At 34.4% G+C, this 25,360-nt stretch carries 22 protein-coding genes; 11 read left to right on the plus strand and 11 right to left on the minus strand.

The window, feature by feature from the left end; all coding sequences use genetic code 11:
• Positions 1-150: 150 nt before the first annotated feature.
• A complete protein-coding gene (locus tag FA045_RS16060) occupies positions 151-1,332 on the minus strand; it encodes an asparagine synthetase B (protein ID WP_136878131.1) in 1,182 nt (393 codons plus the stop codon).
• A gap of 330 nt (positions 1,333-1,662) precedes the next feature.
• Here FA045_RS16060 and FA045_RS16065 point away from each other — a divergent pair, with 330 nt between their 5' ends.
• Together FA045_RS16065 and FA045_RS16070 are read left to right on the plus strand one after the other, a co-directional pair.
• Positions 1,663-2,127, plus strand: coding sequence for a peptidylprolyl isomerase (locus tag FA045_RS16065; protein ID WP_136878103.1), 465 nt, complete (start codon positions 1,663-1,665; stop codon positions 2,125-2,127).
• A 63-nt stretch (positions 2,128-2,190) separates the two neighbouring features.
• A complete protein-coding gene (locus tag FA045_RS16070; protein ID WP_136878104.1) occupies positions 2,191-2,733 on the plus strand; it encodes a DUF5606 family protein in 543 nt (180 codons plus the stop codon).
• A gap of 285 nt (positions 2,734-3,018) precedes the next feature.
• On the opposite strand, the gene rlmH is transcribed toward FA045_RS16070, so the two are convergent.
• Entirely contained in the window at positions 3,019-3,492 is a 474-nt protein-coding gene (gene rlmH / locus FA045_RS16075; protein ID WP_136878105.1) for a 23S rRNA (pseudouridine(1915)-N(3))-methyltransferase RlmH, read from the minus strand.
• A 25-nt stretch (positions 3,493-3,517) separates the two neighbouring features.
• The gene (locus tag FA045_RS19160; protein ID WP_136878106.1) at positions 3,518-6,058 is read right to left on the minus strand and encodes a PKD domain-containing protein; all 2,541 of its coding nucleotides are present in this window, start codon (positions 6,056-6,058) and stop codon (positions 3,518-3,520) included.
• Positions 6,059-6,155: 97 nt separating this feature from the next.
• Here FA045_RS19160 and FA045_RS16085 point away from each other — a divergent pair, with 97 nt between their 5' ends.
• From FA045_RS16085 to FA045_RS16095, 3 genes are read left to right on the plus strand one after another with little or no spacing between them, the layout of a single operon-like run.
• Positions 6,156-7,496 (plus strand): GH1 family beta-glucosidase, encoded by a 1,341-nt coding sequence (locus FA045_RS16085; RefSeq protein ID WP_136878107.1) that lies wholly within the window; start codon positions 6,156-6,158, stop codon positions 7,494-7,496.
• Between the two features lie 31 nt (positions 7,497-7,527).
• Positions 7,528-9,345, plus strand: coding sequence for a MutS-related protein (locus FA045_RS16090; RefSeq protein ID WP_136878108.1), 1,818 nt, complete (start codon positions 7,528-7,530; stop codon positions 9,343-9,345).
• Between the two features lie 14 nt (positions 9,346-9,359).
• A complete protein-coding gene (locus FA045_RS16095; RefSeq protein ID WP_136878109.1) occupies positions 9,360-9,593 on the plus strand; it encodes a putative signal transducing protein in 234 nt (77 codons plus the stop codon).
• Between the two features lie 247 nt (positions 9,594-9,840).
• On the opposite strand, the gene FA045_RS16100 is transcribed toward FA045_RS16095, so the two are convergent.
• The 3 genes from FA045_RS16100 to FA045_RS16110 all read right to left on the minus strand — a co-directional run bounded on the left by FA045_RS16100 (position 9,841) and on the right by FA045_RS16110 (position 14,295).
• A complete protein-coding gene (locus FA045_RS16100; RefSeq protein WP_136878110.1) occupies positions 9,841-12,123 on the minus strand; it encodes an aconitate hydratase in 2,283 nt (760 codons plus the stop codon).
• A 377-nt stretch (positions 12,124-12,500) separates the two neighbouring features.
• Positions 12,501-13,430, minus strand: a complete 930-nt coding sequence (locus tag FA045_RS16105) for a M23 family metallopeptidase (protein ID WP_136878111.1) — start codon at positions 13,428-13,430, stop codon at positions 12,501-12,503.
• A 208-nt stretch (positions 13,431-13,638) separates the two neighbouring features.
• Positions 13,639-14,295, minus strand: a complete 657-nt coding sequence (locus FA045_RS16110) for a polysaccharide deacetylase family protein (RefSeq protein ID WP_136878112.1) — start codon at positions 14,293-14,295, stop codon at positions 13,639-13,641.
• 132 nt (positions 14,296-14,427) lie between these two features.
• On the opposite strand from FA045_RS16110, the gene FA045_RS16115 reads away from it, so the two are divergent.
• From FA045_RS16115 to FA045_RS16140, 6 genes are all read left to right on the plus strand, one after another.
• On the plus strand, positions 14,428-15,888 hold the full coding sequence (locus FA045_RS16115) for a TolC family protein (RefSeq protein ID WP_136878113.1): 1,461 nt from the start codon (positions 14,428-14,430) through the stop codon (positions 15,886-15,888).
• Between the two features lie 97 nt (positions 15,889-15,985).
• Positions 15,986-17,347: an efflux RND transporter periplasmic adaptor subunit gene (locus tag FA045_RS16120; protein WP_136878114.1), complete on the plus strand. Its 1,362-nt coding sequence runs from the start codon at positions 15,986-15,988 to the stop codon at positions 17,345-17,347.
• A 131-nt stretch (positions 17,348-17,478) separates the two neighbouring features.
• Positions 17,479-18,477 carry an NAD(P)H-dependent glycerol-3-phosphate dehydrogenase gene (locus FA045_RS16125; protein ID WP_225871364.1) on the plus strand — a complete coding sequence of 333 codons (999 nt, stop codon included), beginning with the start codon at positions 17,479-17,481 and terminating at the stop codon, positions 18,475-18,477.
• A gap of 2 nt (positions 18,478-18,479) precedes the next feature.
• On the plus strand, positions 18,480-19,313 hold the full coding sequence (locus tag FA045_RS16130; RefSeq protein ID WP_136878115.1) for an alpha/beta hydrolase: 834 nt from the start codon (positions 18,480-18,482) through the stop codon (positions 19,311-19,313).
• Positions 19,303-19,944: a 1-acyl-sn-glycerol-3-phosphate acyltransferase gene (locus FA045_RS16135; protein WP_136878116.1), complete on the plus strand. Its 642-nt coding sequence runs from the start codon at positions 19,303-19,305 to the stop codon at positions 19,942-19,944. The genes FA045_RS16130 and FA045_RS16135 overlap by 11 nt, the downstream gene beginning before the upstream one ends.
• Positions 19,945-20,301: 357 nt before the next feature.
• Positions 20,302-20,646, plus strand: coding sequence for a hypothetical protein (locus FA045_RS16140; RefSeq protein ID WP_136878117.1), 345 nt, complete (start codon positions 20,302-20,304; stop codon positions 20,644-20,646).
• 211 nt (positions 20,647-20,857) lie between these two features.
• Here FA045_RS16140 and FA045_RS16145 read toward each other — a convergent pair whose 3' ends face one another.
• From FA045_RS16145 to FA045_RS16165, 5 genes are all read right to left on the minus strand, one after another.
• Positions 20,858-22,819 carry a DEAD/DEAH box helicase gene (locus tag FA045_RS16145; RefSeq protein WP_205943177.1) on the minus strand — a complete coding sequence of 654 codons (1,962 nt, stop codon included), beginning with the start codon at positions 22,817-22,819 and terminating at the stop codon, positions 20,858-20,860.
• 595 nt (positions 22,820-23,414) lie between these two features.
• Entirely contained in the window at positions 23,415-23,780 is a 366-nt protein-coding gene (locus FA045_RS16150) for a DUF2200 domain-containing protein (RefSeq protein ID WP_136878118.1), read from the minus strand.
• Positions 23,777-24,166, minus strand: a complete 390-nt coding sequence (locus tag FA045_RS16155; RefSeq protein ID WP_136878119.1) for a DUF1801 domain-containing protein — start codon at positions 24,164-24,166, stop codon at positions 23,777-23,779. The genes FA045_RS16150 and FA045_RS16155 overlap by 4 nt, the downstream gene beginning before the upstream one ends.
• A 31-nt stretch (positions 24,167-24,197) precedes the next feature.
• Complete coding sequence (locus FA045_RS16160) at positions 24,198-24,974, minus strand: hypothetical protein (RefSeq protein ID WP_205943178.1); 777 nt, start codon at positions 24,972-24,974, stop codon at positions 24,198-24,200.
• Between the two features lie 6 nt (positions 24,975-24,980).
• Positions 24,981-25,355, minus strand: coding sequence for a DUF3703 domain-containing protein (locus FA045_RS16165; RefSeq protein WP_205943179.1), 375 nt, complete (start codon positions 25,353-25,355; stop codon positions 24,981-24,983).
• Between the last annotated feature and the right edge of the window lie 5 nt (positions 25,356-25,360).

The raw sequence follows: 25,360 nt of genomic DNA on the forward strand, positions 1-25,360 counted from the left end.
AAAGGATTTACACTTCAATCCCGTTTATTTAACAAAAGCTTGTGCAGCTATTAAAGTTTCATTGCAAAACGCTTAACTAATTGAGAATAAAATACTGGCCAAAAGCTAAATTGAATATTCCCACTAAAAAAAGAGTTTAAAAACCTACAACTACGTTTTTTGAGGTTTCTTTTTAGCTGCCGGAAAAAGTACATTATTTAATATCAATCGGTAACCAGGAGAGTTAGGATGTAAACTCAAATCAGTTGGTGGGTCATTTACTTGATGCTGGTAATCTTCAGGATCATGGCCTCCATAAAAAGTAAACTGCCCTTTGCCAATTTCTCCATGTAAATATCTCACTTCAGCACCGCCTTTATTTTCGCCCAAAACAGTTACACTTGGTTTTACCAAGCTTTTTCTAAAAGCGGTGGTTTGTCCCATAAAACCTTTAATTACCTTATCATGGTTTTGTGTAAGCATAGTTGGTACTAAATCCCATTTGGCAGAAAAATCAAATAGTGTAAAATAATCATTAGAAGCAATAAAACTTCTCGTTTGAGTAACATCAATGTCCGAAAATTCGTAATTATTTGGGTTCATGTCTATTCTAAAATCTTTAAAAGCTACTGCTTTTTCATAATCAATTTTAGCTTGAGCATTGGCGTCTGTGCCATCACCATCAAACATATTTTCGGCAATATCAACGCCTTCTGCAGCAAGTGCAATGTCAAAACTATCTGTTCCAGAACACATCGCAAATAAAAATCCTCCGCCTGCACAAAACTCTTTAATGCGTTTGGCTACTGCGAGTTTCATTTCACTTACCTTTTTAAATCCGTTCCGCTTTGCGGCTTCTTCTTGGTATTTTACATCTTCGCGGTACCAAGTGGCATTTCTAAAAGATGCCCAAAACCTACCATATTGCCCCGTAAAATCTTCGTGGTGCAAGTGTAACCAATCGTATTTGGTGAGTTTGTCCTTTAAAACATCATCATCATAAATCAGTTCATAAGGTATTTCGGCATAAGTTAAAACTAGGGTTACAGCATCATCCCATGGTAGTTTACTTTTTGGCGAGTAAACCGCAATTTTTGGTGTTTTCTCTAGCTTCACCATTTCCATGTTTACCGATGGGTCATTAATTTCATTTAAAATTATATTCACTCGTCCATCGGCAATCACTTCGTATGAAACACCCCGAATTTTGCATTCATCCTCCACTAATTTATTGTACTTTACTAAAAAACTTCCGCCTCGGTAATTCAAAAGCCAATCTACTTCTGCTTGTTTTGCAATGCTCCAATAAGCAATTCCGTAAGCTTTTAGGTGGTTTTTCTGGCCTTCATCCATATAAATTAATATTGATGATGCTTTTACAACAGCAGATAAAAATACGAGTACAAAAAAGAATATATATTTTTTAGAAATCATAATTGATAGCCCAACACGAATGTATATTTTTTGAAACCGAATACGAAATTTATTATCTTTAATAAACGCCAAAAAATCGCTTTTCATATTTATAAAGAGCTAAGATTTATGAGGTATTATTATAGCTAGTTGGTAGATTTTGTTAAATTTGCCTTTTACAAATTTATTTTAAGTTAATTTAGCTAAAGTTATAGTTATAAAACTTTTGATAATTTTTATTAAAGATTAAATTTCTAACGAAAAAACACAATGAGTAAAGCAATAATAAAGACAGAAAAAGGCGAAATGACTGTAGAGTTTTATGATAATGACGCTCCCAAAGCAGTTGCCAATTTTAAAAAGTTAGCAAGCGAAGGCTTTTATGATGGAATTAGATTTCACCGTGTGATACCTAATTTTATGGTTCAAGGTGGTTGCCCAAATTCTAAAGATGGCGCAAGCGGTATGCCAGGTACTGGTGGCCCGGGTTATAAAATTGATTGTGAAACAAGTGGTGCCAACCAATACCATGATCGTGGTGTATTATCAATGGCGCATGCAGGTAAAAACACCGGTGGATCACAATTTTTTATCTGTCACAGTAGAGCAAATACTGCACATTTAGATGGTGTGCATACAGTTTTTGGTAAAGTAGTAGAAAATGTAGACATTGTTGACGACATTAGACAAGGTGATCAAATTTTATCAATCGAGGTTTTAGAAGAAAACGCGTAAAGCGAATAGCGTTTAGCGTCTTGTACGCCTAACGCAAATCGCCCTGCGCTTAACAAAAAATATATGAATTTAAGAGGAATTGTTGCCGTTTCTGGCAGACCAGGGTTATTTAAATTAGTAGGACAGAACAAATCTGGTTATGTACTTGAAAGTTTAGACGAACAAAAATTGAAAATTGTAGCCAACATTGCTAACACAAAATTAGCTTCATTAGAAGATATTACTGTTTATGGCGAAGATGAAGAGTTGAAATTGATTGATGTTTTAGCTAACATTGATGCTAAAAAAGCAACTGCACCAGATGCTAAGGCTGATGGAACTACTTTGAAGAATTTCTTCCTAGAAGTTGCTCCAGGACATGATCAAGAAAAAGTTTATACTTCAGATATGAAGAAAATTTTAACTTGGTATCATATCATAAAAGATATGCCTTTGTTTACTGAAGCTGCTCCAGGTACAGAGGTTGAAGGTGCAAAAGCTGATGACAAAGCAGATTTAAAAGCTAAAGCAGCTACACCAAAAGCAAAACCAACTAATGCAAAAGCGCCAACGGCTAAATCAGCACCTGCTAAAAAAGCAAGTATGACTAGCAAAAAAGGTGTTTAATATATGTTTTTAAACTTTTTAATAAAAGCACTAACCGTGAGGTTGGTGCTTTTTGTTTGAATTATTAGAAGAAAATAGATAGCAGAATTACAATAATAATGCAAGCTATTATTGCAATATTAAAATATTTTCTTTCTCGTGAGGTATCAGTTCTAAACTTATATTTTCTCTTATAGTCTCCTGGTAGCATAATTTCTCCTTTTTGTTTAATGATGTTGGAAAGTGAAAATTTCCATACTGATATTATTTTAACACATTATTTACGATTTCTGTTTTAAATTAGATTTATGCATGATGATAAGGCTCATTTTTTAAAATTGTAAATGCTCGATATAATTGTTCTACAAAAAATAGCCTCACCATTTGATGAGAAAATGTCATGTCTGAAAGTGAAACGCTAGTGTTTGAACGCTTATAAATCGTTTCATCAAAGCCGTAAGGACCACCGATTATAAAAACTAAATTTTGTACACTACCAATCATTTGTTTATTTAGGTATGCAGAAAAAGATATAGAGCTATGCTTTTTTCCTTTTTCATCTAACAATACCACCACATCTGTGGGATTAATTTGTTTACTGATTAATTCTGCTTCTTTTGTTTTCTGTTGAGCTTCAGACAGGCTTTTGGTATTTTTAATATCAGGAATAATAACAATGTTAAAGTTGATATAGTGTTTTAATCTCGAAAGATATTTTTCAATTCCTTCAATCAGATATTTGTCTTCGGTTTTACCTACAGCTATTAGTGTTATTCTCAAAACAGTTGATTTAGATTTTTTAAAATTACCTAATTAAGGTTAATGATCCAGTATATTTAACATCCTGATTGTAGATGTTTTTCCCAAAAATAACATAATAATAAGTGCTAACTGGTACATCTTGATTTTTGTGTTTCCCATTCCAATTGTTAAATATGTTTGAGGTTTGAAACACATTTTCGCCCAGTCTATTATATATGAATAACTCATATTTTTTTAAATTTAGCACAGTTACCACAAATTCGTCGTTTATACCATCCTGATTTGGAGAAAATGTGTTTGGGATAAAAAGAGCGGCATCTAAAATAATCAAATCTCCAACTTGTACGGAGTTTGAGCAACCTTCATCAGCAAATGCGGTAAGTTTTACTTTAAAAGTGCCACTGGTTTTATAAATGTGAGTTGGATTAGCCTCTGTTGAGGTATTTCCATCGCCAAATTCCCATAAATAAGTATCTGCATCTTTTGAGTTGTTCTTAAAAAATAGAGGTAATGGTGTAGTAAATTTAGAGTTAAATAATGGGTCTGTACCAAAAGCAGCAACTGGAATTTTGGCTATCGGTGGAATAATAATTTCAGCCACATCACTTACACAAGCACCAATTTTAATTAAAACTTGGTATTTTCCTGCAACATTAAAATCATTAACAGGGATTTCAATGGCTGCTGTATTTGCTTTAAAGTTATTTGGCCCTATCCATTCATAAGTTACACCTTCTACCTCTTCCACAGCAAATTTCATCGTATCGCCTAAGCAAAATTTGGGTTGATTTGCCGTAATTATTGGTGTTGCTGGTTTTAATTGGACATTAATTGCTTTAGAAAGGGTAGATGTACATCCATTTGGTGAGCTAACAGTAAGGGTAATTGTTTTTAATCCATTCGTGCTAAAAGTAACTCGTTTGTCGCCATTGGCATCAGTAGTTTCTAGGCCACCATCAAAATCCCAAGTAAAGCTAGTATAGTTTAATGATTTATTGATGAAAACGTAATTCTGGTTAGGTAAGCATTGATTATAAATGCTAATATCAAAAAAGGCTTCTGACCTAGTATCAATTAAGGGGATATTTAATGTTGTTAGCTCACTCGTGCAATCGCCAACTTTGGTGTATACCGTATAATCACCAGAGTTTTCAGGTCCCGTTATTCTAATTTCAGGATTTTGCTCAGCAGAGGTAAATCCGTTAGGGCCAGTCCAAAAATAGCTGCCTAAATTTACAGTTGGGGTGCTTAACTTTAAAACATCATCGTAACAAAGTTTAATTGAAGAGGGCGATATAATCGGTTTAGTTGGTTTTGTGGCTACAAAAAAGGTTTGCGTACTTACCACATTACAACCTTTTGTTCCGGTTGCTTCTAAAACAACAGTTTTATCTCCAGAAGTGGTATAAGTAACTGTATATGGTCCAGGTCCGGTTGCGGTAGCAATACTTGCACCTTCTCCAAAAGTCCATTTTAATGCAGTTGCATTGGTTGCTAAACTTGTAAAAGTATAACTTTGTGTAGGTGTGCAAGCATCATTTCTATCTACTTTTATTTCAGAAGTTGGCCCAATAAACTCCGTATCACCTCCAAATTCTAGGCTAAAACCATTATTTCCTCCAGTAAAATTATCAACTAATAAAGCATAAGTGTGTCCTGCAACCATGTCAACAAATCTTACTAATCCATTTTTATTTGGTCCACAACCTAAGCTCTCATTTAGGTCAGTTTCAGTCATACTCAGTCCTGTGATGTAGTATGGAGTTTCGCTAGGAGGGCATTGAACTCCGCTGCCTGCTGCACATCTTATAGCAGTTGCTGCACTTATATTTGCACAAGTTCCCCCAGCTCCTAAATCATATAAAACCCAATCTATATCATTAGTAGTAACAGTTGGCGTAATTAAAAATGTAAAAGCTCCACTTTTAGCTGCGGTCCACATATACCAAGCCGCATTATTTTCGCTTTGCAAGCAAGTGCCAGCAATTTCTCTGTTGTTTGTGCCTGCACCAGTTACATTCAATTGCGTAAATTTATCCATTCCGCATAAAATAGATACCGTTCCACAATCTTGACCGGGTTGTAATGGGGGAAAATAATTATCTACACAAAGTTTAAAAGTGCCTTCATTATTGTTAGCCGCACTTACCCTAATATAATAAACTTGACCTACGGTTAATCCACCTTTGTTAATGCTAGTTACATTACTAGAAGAAACCATAACGTTTGAAAGCTCTACAAAACCTCCAAGTAAAGGATCATTAGTGTAAATAGATACCAAAGGATTGAGCATTGTATTTAAACTAGCCCCATCTACTCGGCCATTTACTGTTATCGCTACATCAAATTTTGTGGCAGTAAATTTAAACCACACATCTTTGCCAATGGCACCATTCCAATTTAAAGGTACGCCAGTGGTACTGGTGGTGGCTTCAATATTACCATAAGCTTGGTCTGTAGAACAACTGCCATCGGTTGCTGAAATATTGATGGCATTAACTAACTCATCATTTGTTGGGGTAGCCTTATGCGCATTAGCTTTAAAAACCACTAATAAAAAGAAGAGAGTTAACAAGCGCATCATGTAGTAAAAATATAAAAAATCATCAATGCTTTACTAAATCAAATAATTAATGTTAAGTTAATGGTAATTTGTAATCTTCGCTAAATTTATTTCACAAATGCTTAACGCTAAAGATTTTGGTAGTGATTTTTTATGGGGGATAGCCGTTGCTGCAACTCAAATAGAGGGTGCAGCAGATAGTTATGGTAAAGGTTTATCTATTTGGGATACATTTTCTAAACGGAACGGAAAAATTAAAAAAGGAGCCAATCCGAAAATTGCATGTGATTTTTATCATCATTATCAATCAGATATCGCATTAGTAAAAACACTAGGATTTAAAGTTTTTAGATTTTCCATTTCATGGGCTCGAGTTTTACCTTTTGGTAGGGGAGAAATTAATCAAGAAGGATTAGATTTTTATCACAGGGTGATAGATGAATGTTTAAAAAATGATTTAATCCCATATATTACGTTGTACCATTGGGATTTACCCGAAGAATTATCAAAAAATGGCGGATGGACATCTTATAGTATCAATACTGATTTTAATGAGTTTGTATCGCTTTGCGCTAAAACTTACGGTAATAAAGTAAAAAATTGGATTGTTATTAATGAACCTTTCGGGTTTACCTCTTTAGGTTATATGTTGGGTATTCATGCACCAGGCGAAACAGGATTGGCTAATTTTTTTGATGCTGCACTACATACTGCTATAGCACAAGCCGATGGTGGCAGGATTTTGAGAGCTGAAGTGCAAAATGCCAAAATAGGCACCACTTTTTCATGTTCAGAAATTATTCCTTATACACAAAGTGATGCTGATTTATTGGCTGCTAATAGAGTAGATTGCTTAATGAACAGGTTTTTTGTAGAGCCAGCCTTAGGTATGGGTTTTCCTACGGCAAATTGGGATGTGCTTGAAAAATTTGCCATCAGCCATTCTACTTGGCGCCATCAAGAAAGAATGACTTTAGATTTTGATTACATCGGGTTGCAAAATTATTTTCCGTTAACCGTAAAATTTAATGCATTTATACCTGTAATACAAGCTTGGGAAGTAAAAGCCAAAAGTCGTAAAAAACCACATACCAAAATGGGTTGGGAAATTAATGCAGATAGTTTTTACAATATTATTAAACAATTTGCAGCTTATCCGAATATCAAAGAATTGATGATTACCGAAAATGGCGCAGCTTTTAATGACAAATTAATTGATGGAAAGGTAAATGACAATGAGCGTATTGCTTACTTCGAAATTTATTTATCAGCTATGCTAAAAGCAAAAAACGAAGGTGTAAATATTACTGGTTACATGGCTTGGACTTTAATGGATAATTTTGAATGGGCAGAAGGTTATGAAGCGAGGTTTGGTTTGGTGTATAACGATTTTAAAACTCAACAAAGAACGATAAAGAAATCTGGTTATTGGTGGCAAGAGTTTTTAAAAGAAATTTAATAGGTTAGCTTTGCCTTCTTAAAAGTTAAAGATGCAACCAAGTCAAAATCAAGTAATAGAAAAATATAGCAAAGCGATAATAGAAACTTCTCAAAAAATCGCTTCACTTAAAACCAAAATAGATCGATTTTCTTTTTTGAGAGTAGCGCTGTTGCTCATAGAAATTTTATTATTTGTGCTTTTTGTAAGTTCAGAAAATGAAACATTAATTTGGGTTTTTGGTGTTTTGATATTAGTTCCGATAGCTGTTTTTGTAGTGGTTGTTAAAAAACAAAGCCGTTTAAGCAAAGCTGAAAATTATTTTAAAGATCTTTTATGGGTTTACCAAAACGAAGTAAACGTAATTACTTTACAAGAAAATGGGTACGATAACGGAACCAGTTTTGAAGATGAAAACCATCCGTACCTTTCAGATCTGGATATTTTCGGAAAATCATCATTATATGCGTTGATTAATAGATGCAGTACCAAAATAGGAGTTAACTTATTAGCGGCACAACTTGCGCTACCCAATGTAAAAATAAAAATAGATCAGCGACAGAAAGCGGTACAAGAGTTAACAGAAAATATTGATGGAACTTTTGAGTTTAGAGCAATTTTAAAAGGAAATGATGTTAATGGAATCGATCAACTTAAACAAAAGTTAAAAGATAAATTAGGCAAGCAGCTTGAATTTATGAATAAACCGGTTTTAAAAGTTTACATTAAAATATTACCGTTTGTAATGCCAATATTTATTACTGCAGGGATTATTGCTGGAGGCAAGTTGTGGGGTATTTTGATTTTAATTTTACTAATCCATGCTGGCTTAACTTTTTTCTTGATGAAACACATCAACGAAGTTTACTATGGTTTTGGTGGCAGTGCTACTTTGTTGGCAGATTATGCAGCTGCCATTAAATGGACTGAAGAGCGCAATTGGAAAAGTGAATACATTAAAAATCTCTTTACCTCTGATAAAAAAGTGAGTAGCGAAATTAAAAAACTTTCGAAAATTATACAGGCATTTGATGCGAGGTTAAATTTATTGGTTGGTGGTTTGTTAAATTTTACGCTGTTGTGGGATTTAAGGTGTTGTGCAAAACTGGCTGAATGGCATCAAACTTCTTCCTCAAATGTGGCTGATGGGTTGGAAAGAATAAGCTATTTTGAAGAGTTAATTTCTGTAGCAACAGTAAGTTATAACAATCCTAACTGGGTTTTTCCTATTATAACAAATGATTTTTGTTTAGTTTCTCAAGATGTAGGACATCCGTTAATTCCTAGGCAAAAATGTGTTGCTAATGATTTTTCTCTTGATGCTAAACCTACGGTTGATATTGTAACTGGCTCTAATATGGCGGGTAAAAGTACGTTTTTACGCACATTGGGTATCAACATGATTATGGCTTATGCTGGAGTGCCAGTTTGTGCAAAATCGATGAAAATATCCATATTTAACATTCTTACTTATATGCGAATAAAAGATTCGCTTAACGAAAGTACCTCAACATTTAAGGCAGAACTTAACCGCTTAAAAATGATCCTCGAAAAGGTGCAAATCAATAATCACCCCTTAGTTTTAATTGATGAAATGTTAAGAGGTACAAATAGCAAGGATAAATTTTTGGGCTCGAAGGTTTTTATAGAAAAATTAATTCGTGTAAAAACGCCTACTTTGTTTGCTACGCATGATTTACAATTGTCTGAATTGCAAACCATGCATACAGAAGCTGTTCGAAATTACCATTTTGATATTCAAATTAATAACGGAGAAATGGAATTTGATTATAAAATTAAAAATGGACCTTGTGATAAATTTAATGCCGCAATTTTGCTTAAACAAATTGGTTTAAGTATAGATAATTAGTGCAACTTTGTAATATGGATGATAAAATAGTAGTTTATAAAACTTTCGAAAACCCAATGGAAGCCAATGTGGTAATGTTAAGATTAAAAGATGCTGGTTTCAATTGTTTCTTAACTGGTGAAAATGCAGCTTTGGTTTATCCGGTTTTTAATACTTCAATTAGCGGAATACAATTGCATGTTTTTGAAAATGAGGTTGAGGCAATTGATAAACTTTTAGCCGAGGAACCATTTATTGGAGAAGAATAGTTTTATTCCAACATAGATTTACTTAAGTTCTAAACCTGATAGCAGCGAAAATCCTTTTTTGATTGTCATCCTGAGCGAAGTCGAAGGAAATCAAAAAAGATTGTAGCGGATAGCAGGGCTTTCATTGCCGAAGAACTACTGCTATTGGTTTTCATAAAAAAATCCCGTTCTGATTTTACTCAAAACGGGATTTTTTACGTTAGAAATCCAATCTTTCAGACTTCTAGTCTAAAAACTTTCGGACTTATTATAATCCAGCTGCTTTTAAAGCTGCTTCTTTTCTAATGATATTTAATGCACCACCAGCCTTAAACCACTCAATTTGCTGAGCGTTGTAGCTATGGTTAACGGTAATTACATCTTTAGTTCCATCTGCGTGATGTAAATCCATTTGTAACGGAACATCAGGAGCAAACGTTTTTAAACCATGAATATCGATGATATCATCTTCTTGAATTTTATCATAATCATTCTTGTCAGCAAAAGTTAAGCCCAACATACCTTGTTTTTTAAGGTTAGTTTCGTGTATACGAGCAAAAGATTTTACCAATACTGCACGTACACCTAAATGACGAGGCTCCATAGCTGCATGTTCACGAGAAGAACCTTCACCATAGTTTTCATCACCAACTACAATAGATCCTAAACCTTCAGCTTTATAATCACGTTGCGTTGCTGGTACAGGGCCATATTCGCCAGTTAAAGCATTTTTAACATTGTCAGTTTTATCATTGAAGTAGTTAACTGCACCAATTAACATATTATTAGAAATGTTATCTAAGTGACCACGGAATTTTAACCAAGGGCCAGCCATAGAAATATGGTCGGTTGTACATTTACCTTTAGCTTTAATTAACAATTTTAAGCCTTTTAAGTCAGTACCTTCCCAAGCTGCAAACGGATCTAACAATTGCAAACGGTGAGAAGTTGGCGAAACCAAAACTTCTACTCCAGAACCATCTTCGGCTGGTGCTTGGTAACCTGCATCTTCTACAGCATAACCGTTAACAGGTAATTCATCGCCAACTGGCGGATCTAATTTTACCTGTTCGCCTTTATCATTTGTTAAGGTATCCGTTAGTGGATTAAAACCTAAATCGCCTGCAATTGCAATAGCTGCTACAATTTCTGGCGATGTTACAAATGCAAATGTATTTGGGTTACCATCAGCACGCTTAGCAAAGTTTCTGTTAAATGAATGTACAATGGTATTTTTCTCTGCCTTCTCTGCACCAGTTCTGTCCCACATACCAATACATGGTCCGCAAGCATTGGTAAAAATAGTTGCATTTAAATCTTCAAATGTTCCTAATAAACCATCTCGGTCTGCAGTATAACGCACTTGCTCAGAACCTGGATTAATACCAAACTCAGCTTTAATGCCTAAACCTTTATCAATTGCTTGTTTGGCGATAGAAGCCGCACGAGATAAATCTTCGTAAGATGAGTTGGTACAAGAACCGATTAAGCCCCATTCTACTTTCATTGGCCAACCATTTGCAGCCGCAACCTCTTTCATTTGAGAAATAGGAGTAGCCAAATCTGGTGTAAACGGACCATTTAAATATGGTTCTAATTCATCCAAATTTATTTCAATTAATTGATCAAAATATTGTTCTGGATTTGCATAAACTTCATCATCACCAGTTAAATGTCCTTTTATTGCATTAGCTGCATCAGCAACATCTGCTCTATTGGTAGCACGTAAATAACGTTCCATGCTCTCATCGTAACCAAATGTTGATGTTGTTGCACCAATTTCAGCACCCATGTTACAGATAGTGCCTTTGCCAGTACAGCTTAGGTTAATCGCACCATCGCCAAAATATTCTACAATTGCACCAGTACCACCTTTTACAGTTAAAATACCAGCAACTTTTAAAATTACATCTTTAGCCGATGTCCAGCCGTTTAATTTACCAGTTAGCTTTACACCAATTAATTTTGGGAATTTTAGCTCCCAAGGTAAACCAGCCATTACATCGCAAGCATCAGCACCGCCAACACCAATTGCAACCATACCTAAACCACCTGCATTTACAGTATGGCTATCAGTACCAATCATCATTCCACCCGGAAAAGCATAATTTTCTAATACCACTTGGTGAATAATACCTGCACCTGGTTTCCAAAAACCAATACCATATTTATCAGAAACTGAAGCTAAAAAGTCAAAAACTTCTTTACTTTCTGTATTAGCATGAGGTAAATCTATTTCTGCGCCAAGTTTAGCAGTAATTAAGTGATCGCAATGTACGGTAGAAGGCACTGCAACTTGTGGTCTGCCAGCTTGCATAAATTGTAAAAGTGCCATTTGAGCTGTTGCATCTTGCATAGCAACTCTATCTGGTGCAAAATCTACATAGTCTGTTCCGCGTTTAAATGCAGTTTTTGCATTTCCGTCCCAAAGGTGAGTATATAATATTTTCTCTGAAAGTGTTAAAGGTCTGCCAACAACTTTGCGAGCCGCATCTACACGGGTGCTAAAGTTTTCGTAAACCTTTTTAATCATTTCTATATCAAAAGCCATTGATGATATTGGTTTAAATGGTAATCTATTCGTCTAATTGGTAGCGAATTTACAAAAAAAATAGGCTTAACGCTATCATCTCTATTTCATAATATTATTTAGGATAATTCTAAATAAGTTAAATAGTCTATAAAGAAAGCAAGAAGTTCATTTTTCTATTTAGAAAAGCAGTTTCAGTAATAAAAATTAACGCAAGCCGGGCTTTTGCTTCAATCTTTTTGGCTTTTTTTAAAACTTACGAAGTATCTTATATTTTTGTTAGAAGACTTCGTAAGTTTTAAGCCAAAAAGTATTTTCGCGTCAATCCCGTTTAGGTAACAAAAACTAATGCTACTATTTAGGGTTGCAGAAACGCAAAGGAATATTTACTAATTCAATTACTTTTTCTCTAAGTTCTTGATTTCCTTTTTGCTCATTTCTTTCTGAACAATTTCTGGTGTAATTACCGAGGTATAATATTTTTGATTAGTCAAAATGCCGTTTAAATTTTCTTCGGTACAAAAGTAAGGCGTAATAAATCCGTATAAGCTTTTAGAATCCTTGCTTTTTTTGTTGGCTTCAAAATCTACCGATTTTAAATAGGTTAGCATTAATGAGATACCATATCTTTCGTTAGTTATGCTATTAATGCCTAACGCTGTTTCTGGAAAAACAGTTTGCCCTTCTTTAACGAATATGCCTTTTTTAAATCCTTTATAGGTTGCCAAAGAACCGTCCGCGTGTTCTATAATTACCGAATTAACTTTGCTTGTATAGGTAACATCTTTATTATCTTCATCATATAAATCAGAAACGCTAACTACCATTCCTTTTCTTATGGCGGTAACTGTATCTGCTTTTTCTGTATAAAATCGATAAGCTTTCCAGTCTTCTGGAGTTGTTGAGCCAAAATAAGTAGCGTTAAAAAAGCTAGATTCTACCGCTCTTACTTTTTTGCCTTTTGTGTAAGGTAGAGCATATAAGAATAGTGCACTGTATTTTGGTTTTAATTCACCTCTTATATAAGTATAACTATATCCATAACCAATTCCTTTGGTTTTATCTATTGGATTTAATGTTAAAAAATTATCGTTCAGGTATTTTACTCTAAAAATTGAATTACCAAGGCTAGCTACATTGTTAAGGTCTTTAAAATTCATTACAATAGTATAAGTGCCTGGCGAACGCTTTTCGGCGGTAAAGCTTACACTTTTATCACCATTGGTTTTGGTAATTATTTGTAATTCTTTTTCTTGGGCATTTGCTGTTGTAAGTATACAAAATAGGCAAATACAGAATAGCTTAAATGAGAGCGTAGCTTTTTTCATAAAATGATGTGTTTATAGCAACTAAGTTAAAATTTTATTGCGAATTAGCTTATCACTATAAAATTTTTAATCCCAATTTTTCTGTTCAATATCGCACAGTATTGTTCGTAACTGAACATTTTAAATGTCAAAAATTAATTAGTGTATTGATATTTAGTGTTTTATAGATGTGCTTATGTTTGGCATTAACTTAGCACATTTGCAAATGTTAAAGTGTGCCAAATTGGTAACCTTTATCCCTTAAGTACTGGATAGTTTTAGGTAATGCATATTGTAAGCGATCAAAAGCTTTTAAACTGTCGTGAAAAACAATGATAGAACCATTTTCTGTATTCTTGATCACGTTTTTATAGCACTTTTCTAAACTAAGGTTAGCATCAAAATCACCGCTTAACACATCCCACATTACAATTTGCAGTTTTGGGTTTGCAGTTTGTGAATTGTTAACCGAAAACTGAGAACTGAAAACTGAGTTAAGCTTTTTGATTTGGCTTTTTTTTATCCTCCCGTAAGGTGGACGAAAAAGGTTGCTTTGAGTAAGCTCTTGGCATTTTAAAGTGTTTGTAAGATAGGTTTTATCATCAGTTTTCCATCCTTTTAGGTGGTTAAATGTATGATTACCTACAGCGTGACCTTCTGCTTTTAGGCGTTCAAATGTTTCAGGATGTTTAATGATGTTATCGCCAATACAAAAAAAAGTAGCCTTAATGCCAAAGCTTTTTAAAGTATTTAAAACAAAATCTGTAACATTGGGTATGGGTCCATCGTCAAAGGTTAAATAAACAATTTTTTCAGAGCGAGGCATATTCCAAACTAATTCAGAATAATACCATTTGAGAAAAAGTGGAGATTTAACCAAGTACATCACCAAAAGTAATATTTAGGTTGCACTTACAAAATTTAAAAAACCAATTAATTGTTTATTTATATTATTGCGAAACAAATTATGATGAACCATAAGCTCCATCTGAAGATCAGAGAAAACAAAAACAAACAGATGATACACGCTACCAAAAACAGCTTATTGACCAAGCTTTCCTTAGTATTTACCTTAATTTTTGTTGCTTTTACTGCACAAAAATCTACCGCACAAGAGGTTATTACTATACAACAAGCAGTAGAAAATACCTTAAAAAATAACTTGCAAATTAAGCAAGCCCAATTTAGTGCAGCAATAAGCGATGAGAATTTAACTCAATCTAAAAATGCTTTATACCCTACAGTAAATGGTAATGCAAATGTTAACAAAAACTTTGGTAGAAGTATTGATCCATCAACAAACACCTTTATTAGTCAGCAATTTACGGGTGCAAGTGGTAATTTAAGTGCAGGTGTAGATTTGTTTCAAGGGTTTCAGAAAATGAACCAAATTAAGCAAAACAGAATTTTGTTAGATGCAGATAAAACCAATGTAGAAAAAGTAAAAAATGATTTAATTCTTCAAGTAGTTACTGCTTACATGCAAATACTTTTTAATAGAGATTTATTAAAAGCATCTAAACAACAATTAGAAGTTGCCAAACAAACTTTAAATAGAGAGCAAGCATTATTAGATGCTGGTACTAAAACTATTGCTGATATTTCACAAGCTAAATCTCAAGTTGCAACTTCAGAATTGGATGTAACTAATGCTCAAAATAACCTATCAATTTCTTATTTAACTTTAAATCAATTGATGGAGATGCCTCCGCAAAACACTTTTGAAGTGCAAGCCCCAATGGTTACAGAAAGTGCTAACATAGGTGATGAAAATACCATTGCTGAGGTTTATAACAATGCTTTAAATACTTTTCCTGATGTAAAATTAGCTGCATTAAGAACAGCAGCAGCAGAAAAAGAAATTGCAATTGCAAAAGGTGCTTATACGCCGCGATTATCATTAAATGCTGGTTTAGGTTCAAATTATTCTAGTGGTAGACAGTCAGTAACTGATATTAATAATGGTTTTAGGCAAGATACCATTGGTAGAGTTGGCAGCACAAACCAAGCTGTGGTTAGAGATGTACCTGATATTATAAGAACTCTAGCCAACCAACAATTTTTCTCACAAATTAGAGATAACTTCAATCAGTCTGTTGGTATTAATTTATCAATACCTATTTTTAATGGTTATGCAGTGAGATCAAATGTAAGAAGAGCTAAGTTGCAATACCAGAACACACAAGTGCAAGAGCAATTGACTAAAAATAATTTAAATAGAGTAATTTCGCAGGCAGTTGTAGATTTAAAGGCAGCACAAGGTAGGTATCAATCTACTACAAATGTTTTTAATGCACAAAAAGATGCTTTTTATGCGGTAGAGCAACGTTACGAACAAGGTTTAGTAAATTCATTGGATTTTAGCACTTCTCAAACCAATAGAAATAGAGCAGAAATTGACATGATACAAGCTAAATACGATTTAATTTTTAGAGCTAAAGTAATCGATTACTATTTAGGTAAACAAATTACTTTTTAAGGTAGAAGATAGTGATGTTTAAGGATTGGTATCCAAAACATTTCAACTTTACAACATTTTAACGTTACAACATTTATACAAAACACTATAATATATTATGAAACTTAAACACATTTTAATTGGCGTAGGCGTACTATTGGTACTTTTAGTTGGTGCAAAATTTGCTGGACTGATTGGTGGTGAGCAAACAGAAAAAGTTACAATAGAAAAAGCTGGCGACAAAAAAGTTGTAGAAACGGTAACTGCAAGTGGTAAAATCCAACCAGAAACTGAAGTTAAATTAAGTTCAGAAGTATCTGGCGAGGTAACCGAACTTTTGGTTAAAGAAGGTGATTTGGTTAAAAAAGGCCAATTGTTGTGTAAAGTTCGTCCTGATATTTTACAGTCTGGTTATGAAAGAGCTGTGGCTTCATACAATTCGCAAAAAGCAACTGTTGCATCATCTCAACAACAATTGATACAAAATCAAGCAAACTTTGCAAATTCAGAAGCAACTTATAAACGTAATGTAGAGCTTTACAATAAAAAAGTAATTTCTGCCTCAGAGTTTGATGCGGCAAAAGCTGCCTATTTAAGTGCTAAAGCAAATTTGGCTAGTGCAAAAGAAAATGTAACAGGTGCTAAATTTGGTTTAGAACAATCTGGCGCAAACGTAAAAGAAGCTGGTGCAAACTTAGCTCGTACAACAATCTATTCTCCAGTTGATGGTGTTGTTTCGAAATTATCAATCGAATTAGGCGATCGTATTTTAGGAACATCGCAAATGGCTGGTACAGAAATTATGCGTATTTCTAACTTAACCTCTATGGAAGTTAACGTTGATGTAAATGAAAATGATATTAACCGCGTTAATGTTGGCGATAGTGCATCAATTGAAGTAGATGCTTTTGCAGACAAAAAATTTAAAGGTATTGTTACCGAAATTGCAAGTTCATCAACTAGTGTAGGTACTGCTTCTACATCGGTAGATCAGGTTACTAACTTCTCTGTAAAAATAAGAATACTTGCAGAATCGTATAGCTCAGTAAAAGGTGGTGCTAAAGATTTACCTTCTCCATTTAGACCAGGTTTATCTGCAACTGTAGACATTGAAAGCGAATCAGAAACATCATTATCAGTACCAATTCAAGCTGTTTTTACTGATGATGGAACAAAATCTACTGACGCTAAATCAACCGCACCAACGGATCAAAATCAGGATAAGCAAAAAGTTAAGTTAAACGACAAAAAAGTAAAGCAATTTGTTTATTTATATGACGATAAAGCTTTAACAGTTAAAAAAGCAGAAGTAACAACAGGTATTCAAGATGATCAGTATATCATTGTAAAATCGGGATTAAAAGCAGGGCAGAAAATTGTAAGTGGCCCATATTCAGCAATTCAGAATAAATTAAAAGATGGGATGAAGGTAGAAGAGACTACTAAAGAAAACCTATTTACAACTGATAAGAAAAAGTAATTTCCCAAAACACTATAATTAAATTTTTTTAATGCAATTTTGAAAGGTTTAATTAAGGCAAACATGTCTTAGTTAAACCTTTTATATTTAAGATGGTTTTTTAGATTTTAAACTGTCATTAACTAAAGTATATGATACCAAAAATTGCGATGATTGGAGGTGGCAGTTGGGCCACAGCAATTATAAAAATGTTAACAGATAATTTAACCGAAAAAGAAATTTTTTGGTGGATGAGAAATGAAGAAGCAATTGATCATATCAAGGCATTTAAGCACAATCCTAATTATTTAAGCTCTGTTGAAATTAAAGTTCCAGCAAACCACATTTCCTCTAACATTGCTGAAATTGTTAAACAAGCAGAATACATCGTTTTAAATGTGCCAGCTGCTTTTTTAAAAAACACCTTAAAAGATATCAATGCTGATGATTTAAAAGGAAAGAAAATCATCTCAGCAATTAAAGGGATAGTGCCCGAAGAGAACTTAATTATTGGCGAATATATCAATCAAAAATTTAACATTCCGCTGAGCGATATTTTAGTAATTAGTGGACCTTGCCATGCAGAAGAAGTTGCCTTAGAAAAACTATCCTATTTAACAATTGCTTGTATGGACGTAAGTTTGGCTTCAGATTTTGCTGGCTTTTTAGGTACAAGATATATTAAAACCAATGTTTCTGATGATATTTTCGGTACTGAATATGCTGCGGTTTTAAAAAATATTTATGCCGTAGCTAGTGGCATTTGTCATGGTGTGGGCTATGGAGATAATTTTCAAGCGGTACTTATTTCTAATGCGATAAGAGAAATTAAAAACTTTGTAGATGCCGTACATCCAATTGATAGAGATATCAATGAATCGGCTTATTTAGGCGATTTAATGGTAACTGCTTACTCTCAATTTAGCCGTAACCGAACTTTTGGCAACATGATAGGCAAGGGTTATACCGTTAAATCGGCTCAATTAGAAATGAATATGATTGCCGAAGGTTATTATGCAGTAAATTGTATGGATTTTATCAATCAGAAATATCAAGTAGACATGCCTATAAGTAAGGCTGTTTATAATATTTTATACAAAAATTCTTCGCCAATTTTAGAGATGAAGATGCTTACAGAAAAGCTAAATTAATTATGCCGCTTTTTAATACCGGAGAAAACACCCTGCATTATTACGAATATGGTAGTGGAACACAACTCTTGTTAGCTTTTCATGGGTTTGGTATGCGTGGCACGCAGTTTAAAGTCTTTGAGGAATCTTTAGGTAAAAAGTATAAAATTATCAGCTTTGATTTATTTTTTCACGGCGAAACTCAGATAAATGATCATTCAGTTGATGCGGTTAGAAAAGGTTTACAATCGAAATTATTTGCGCAACAAATCAGCAAGTTTTTAGCGGTTAATTACCCTGATGTTGCAAAAGTTTCTTTGCTTGCCTATAGCATTGGCACCAGAATGGCATTATGTTTAATTGAAAGTATCCCTGAAAAATTAGCGCAAATTTATTTGATAGCACCAGATGGCATTGAGCCTAACAAATTGTTAAAATTAGGTGGGTCAAATTTCATCATCAATAGGTTTTTTTATAAATTAGTTTATAGTCCTAAAACAGTATTTTTTTTGCTAAATACCTTACTTAAGCTTAGTTATATTGATGATTCAATTTATCGTATTTTAAAAGCAGAATTTGGTACAACCGAAACACGGTTGGCTTGCTACAATACCATCACATATTATGCACAATTGTCTTTCGATCGAAAAGTGATTGCTAATCACATCAATAAGCATAATTTAAACTGCCATTTGTATTTTGGCAAAAAAGATAAATTGTTTCCAAGTAGTATTGGAGAGCGTTTTGGTAAGCTTTTAAATGAGCCTAATTTGCATATTTTTGATGAAGGACACGAATTGGTAAACGCAACAATGAATAGTTATTTGGCAAATCAACTTAAAAAAAATGATAATTAAAGATAAACCGATCAAATTTATTCAATGGCTCATGTTAGCTGCAGAGAAATTCATTTTATCTAAATTTTCTAAAATTATATTTATAGATCAGCCAAAAGTAAATCAGGATGTTGCAACCTTGCTTTTAATGAACCATTTTAGTTTTAACGATGGGCCAATGATGCACTATTTATGCAGAAAAGTGCTTAAAAAGGAATTTAAGGTAATGGTTTTAGAAGAGCAGATGTTACTTTTTAAACCGCTAAAATACATTGGTTGCTTTTCCGTAAATAAAAAATCTAGAACATTAGTAGAGTCGTTAGATTATGCCGCATCGTTATTAAGTGAGCCAAAAAACATGTTGGGCATTTTTCCGCAGGGCGGAGTTTTTTCATCGCACTTAGAGAAAATTCATTTTGAGCAAGGCTTAGATCGGATATTGAAAAAGAATAAACATGAAATACAAGTTGTTTTTGCGGTTATGCTCCTCGATTTTTTAGCCGATTTTAAGCCTAAAGCATATATTTATTTTATGGAGTATGTAGGAGAGCAAAATCCGGAAGAAATGGAAGTAGCTTACAACCAATTTTATACCATTTGTAAACAAAAACAAAAGGCTTTGTATAATCCTCCGGCACATGTTTTACATTGATTTTTAGAAGCGCAATTGTAACGCTTTTATCAATGTTAGTCCCTCTTTTTGTTCCAATCTTTTTTGTTTCCTTCTATACCAGTCACGGCGGGCAAGCGCTTAGGATTGACAACAAAAAAGTATTTCCACTTCAATAGGGGCTATTAATTTAGGCATGTGCAAGTAAGTCCTACATAGTACCAAAAACCCAGCGTTTTATAACCCGATAGGAGTCGGCATGTAGTCCCGACCTTTAGGTTGGGACGAAATAAAACATAGAGCGGGACTTTCGCAACTTATTGTTTAGTGTAATTGCTTTTCTATCAGATTTTAAAACAATATTTTATTACAATTTGTTGTTATCAAAAATCTAACATTATGAAAACGAAAAAAATTTTAATAGGCAGTTTAGCTGCTATGGCAATGGTTGCTTCGGTAACTTTTACATCAAATGCACAAGAGAAAAAAACAGAAGCTGGTAAAGTAATACAAAAAACAGGTAAAACTGTAGAAAAAGGCGCTAAAAGCGTAGGTAATAAAACGGCAGAAGTTGCGGTTAAAGGAGGTGCTAAAGTAGCAGATCAGACCTTTAAAGGCAGAATGGCACCAGATGGCTCAAACGTTTATATTGATGGTAAAAACAATAAATATTACATCAATAGCAAAGGAGCTAAAGTTTATTTAAAAGCTAGTCAGATTAGAATTAGACCTGCTGGGAAGTAGTTTATAGACCGTCATTCCGAACGAGTTTTTCACGAGGAGGAATCTCTGAATTACTTGTAGAAGTTTGGCCAGAGCAGTGATTGTTGGAAACAGATATCTCCTCGCTGCGCTACGTTCGATATGACGTTAAAACAACAAAGCCTCGACAATTTGTCGAGGCTTTGTTGTTATTGTGTATGTTAACTGAAAACCGTTAACTGAAAACTGCTAATTAAGATCTACGTCTTCTTTCGCCGCTACCAGCACCGCCTTCACGTCTTCCGCTTCCGCCAGTGTTGCCACCTTTATCTTCACGTGAGCGACCAGAGAAATCTCTGAAACCACCACCAGTGCTACCACCGCCGCTGTTTCCGCCTTCACGTCTTCCGCTTCCGCCGCCGCTGCTTCTTCTTTCTCCACCGCCACTTCTGCCGCCGCCGAAACCACCGCCTCCGCTTCTTCTTTCTCCACCACCGTAGCCACCGCCACCACTTCTTCTCTCACCACCACCACGTCTTTCTCCACCTTCACTACGGCCACCAACTGGTGCATCACCGCTTTTTTCAATTCTCACATCGCGATTGTTGAATTTAATATCTTTAAAGTTGGTGAATAAGGCATCAACTGCATCATTTTCTACTTCAATAAAAGAGAAAACACCTTTTAAATCTATTTTACCAACAGATTTACCGCTAATTTTGCCATTGTTACAAACAAAACCTAATAAATCACCTCTGGTAAATTCATCTACCGAACCTACGTTAATAAATAAGCGAGTGTAGTTGCTATTGTCAAAGTTTCTAGCGCCACGTTCTCCGCGTTCGCCACGTTCTCCACGCTCACCTCTATCACCACGATCGTCTGCACTAACATTTAAATCTGGTGCTTTAGAATAGTAATCTAAGAAACGATTAAACTCTAATGAAGCAAACTTTTTAATGATATCTTCTTTGCTTAATTCAGCAAATTCATCCATAATACGCGGAATATACTGGTCAATTTGCTCAGTATTTACTTCCACATTGTGCACTTTATGAATTAATGAGAACAATTGTTTTTCGCAAACATCAAAACCTGTAGGCAATTCTGCTTTTGTAAATTGTTTACCAATAATTCTTTCAATCTGGCGGATTTTGCCAGTTTCTTTTGAGTTAATGATACAAATAGAAATACCAGTTTTACCAGCTCTACCAGTACGGCCCGAACGGTGGGTATAACTTTCAATTTCATCAGGTAAAGAAAAGTTAATTACGTGGGTTACACCACTAACATCGATACCACGAGCAGCAACATCTGTAGCAATTAACAATTGCATGTTACGATCACGGAAACGTTGCATTACCTTATCACGTTGTTGTTGAGATAAATCTCCGTGTAACGAATCTGCATTGTAACCATCTTTAATCAAGTGCTCAGCAACGTCTTGTGTATCCATTTTGGTTTTACAGAAAACTACTGCAAAAATTTCTGGATTAAAATCTACAATACGTTTTAAAGCAGCATATTTATCACGAGCTTTAACGATATAATATTCGTGCTCGATGTTTACATTACCTGCATTTTTAGTGCCCATGGTTAATTCTACAGGGTTTTCCATGTAGTTTTTAGCAATGCGACGAACCTCAGGAGGCATAGTTGCAGAGAATAACCATGTTTTTTTATCGTCTGGTGTAGTCGATAAAATGTCGTTAATGTCTTCTTGGAAGCCCATGTTTAACATTTCATCTGCCTCATCCAATACTACATATTTAACGCTAGAAAAATCGATGGCTTTACGGCCAATAATATCTAACATACGGCCGGGCGTGGCCACTACAATTTGTACGCCATTGCGTATTTCGCGTAGTTGTTGCATAATGTTAGCGCCACCGTATACGGCAACCACGTGTGCATTTTGCGTGTTTTTAGAGAAATTCTTGATGTCGTTAGTAATCTGTAGACAAAGCTCACGCGTAGGGCACAAAATTAGTGCTTGCGGTTTATTGCTTTTAAAGTCTATTAATTCTAACAGCGGCAAACCAAATGCGGCTGTTTTTCCTGTTCCTGTTTGGGCCAAACCAACAAAGTCGTTACTACCTTCTAACAGTACAGGAATAGATTGCTCCTGAATAGGCGTAGGATTTTCGAATCCTAGCTCTTTTACGGCATTAACAACGTCATCACTTATCCCCAATTTACTAAATGGGTTTATCATTATAACATTTTTTAATTAAGCCGCAAAGGTACGGTTAATAATCGGTAATTCACAGTGCGATATTTAAATAGTTGGAAGCTTAATAAATTGGAAATTAACTAATTAGCGATCAGTTTGTTGTTTGTATAGGTTGTAAAAGGTTTTTGAAGCGCAATTTCTGTGCATCTAGCTTCTAGAAGTCCCGCTTTTGCTACAATCTTTTTGTGATCTTATTCCGTCATTTCGATCCGCCACGGCGGAGAGAAATCTGAAGTGTAGTAGCGTTTAACTTTCAGATTTCTTCCCGATTTATCGGGATTCCTCCTTCGAAATGATGCAACAAAAAGTATTTTCGCTCAATCGGGGGCTAGATAACTCAAGGCAGTAACTTTTTTTAATGTTTGCTTAGCATGACCCTTACAATATTTATAATGCGTGAATTATTTCGTTTTACAATACCTAATCAATTTGGCGATGGGAAAAATTGAAGACTTACGAAGTTTAAAAAACTTCGTAAGTCTAAAAATATTAAAGTATATGTAAAAGGATCAGTTTTAAACTTTGTCAATCTTAATGGCAGATGTAGATTAAGATTGACAAAGTGAGCGTTTACATTTTACCCAACTCTCAAAATTTTCTCCATCTTTTTGCCTTTGGCCAATTCATCAACCAATTTATCTAAATACCTTACTTGTTTGGTTAATGGATATTCAATTTCTTCGATGCGGTAACCACAAATTACACCAGTAATTAAATTGGCATTTGGGTGCAAATTAGCTTGCTCAAAAAAGTCTTTAAAGGTGGTTTTTTCATTGATGAACTTTTGCAGTTCTTCTTCATTATATCCAGTTAGCCAAATAATTACCTCATGTAATTCTGCTATTGTTTTGCCCTTCTTCTCTACTTTGGTTACGTAATGTGGGTAAACCGAAGTAAAAGTCATTTTGGCTATTTTTTCGTTATGTTCAGGTGTTACGTTCATACAATTCGCTCTAATTTACCTTTTCGTTTTACAATGTTTTTATAATCCCATTGAATGGTTTTTGACTTTTGTAGCCAGCGGGTTAAATCTTGTAAATCAATTTCGGTTATTTCATTATAAAAAAGTGCAGCATCTTTAAATTTAGCTCCTTTTATATTTAAAGCTTCTTCTTCAAAATCTGCACCGCTCCAAAACATCAACCTAATTCCTTTTTTCTCTTTACTGTAACCCACAATTGGGTTGCCGGCCAAAAACCAAACCGGGTGTGCGTGCCAAATTTTACTTTCAGCTTCGGTTAATTCATTGTCAATTGTATTGGCTAATAAATCGCAAATGGCTTGGTCTGTTTGGCTTTGATTGTTGTAGTAAGCTATATCTAAATTCATGCTAACTAAATTACAAATTTAATTAGCAAATTTATAGGCCATTAAGCATGTGCGCTAAAATCGGTTCGCACTTTTCTTTACAGCAAGCATAAAATTCTTTGTGTTTCCAGGTTGCAGATTTTGGCGACAAGCCCCACCAGAACTCCGATAATGCTAAAGGTTTAAGTTGATGAAGGAAAGCATATTGTAAAAGTTTTGGTCCGGCACACTCACCTGCACCTGCCGGAGGGTTTTTGTAACCAGCATCCCTAAAGAGTTCAATTAAACTCTTGGTTTCTCCAGCTTGATTTAAAAAATGGTATTGATTAAATATTTTATTTTGCAAAGCGATAGAATGTGATTTACGTTTTACTTTCAATGCTTCAATTTGCGTTGCATTGGCTCTTTTATCAACATCCAACAATCTTTTAATTTCTTTGTTCATTAAAGTTAACTCCTTCATGCCAATATTTAAAAAACCATTTTCAGTTAATAAATCAAATACTGGCGGTACAAATTTATCATGCTGGTTGGCGCCTGCTAATTTGCCAGAAAATGCAGCTAAATATCCAATTTCATTTTGTTGATTTTGAACCACTAAAACGCCAAACATTTTGCCAATTATCATTCCAGCGCTTTCATTATCCAAGCCAAAATTATGTTGCCATTCTTTTTGGGTTAAAATGTGGTTTTGCAATTCTTCAGCGGCTATTACACAAAGTGGATGAGGTTTGGTATTTTCGATTAAAGAAAATTTATTGGGTACTAAACTTACATCAAACTCTTTTTTAAAATAAATAAATAGAGCTGGTGGATTATATGAGTTCACAGTGTTTTATCTAGGTGATTGTAAGCCTGCTTGTTTAAAGATCGCTAGTAGATCATCACCGATGGGCAATGATTTTAAGGGAGGAACATTTGAGCCTCCAGTATTACCTACAGGAACTTTCCCAACAAAAGATTTAACACCACCCACCAACAACCTAGGTATTTGACCAATGATTTCGCGATAGCTTTTGATTTTAATACCAAACAGCAACATTTTCCAATGTGCATAACTATGTTCAATAGGGTATGCCTGTCCAATAACATGAGCTCTTTCTAAATGACGCCAAGCCTTCTGTAAATTGCCTAATTTAAAGCTTAATTGATAAGCATCAATTTCTATTTGGTAAAACTTCTTCAGCGATGTTGGTATAAATGTATTCATAGAAA

The organism is Pedobacter cryotolerans (assembly GCF_005116475.1).
In the GTDB taxonomy this organism is placed as follows: Bacteria; Bacteroidota; Bacteroidia; order Sphingobacteriales; family Sphingobacteriaceae; genus Pedobacter; species Pedobacter cryotolerans.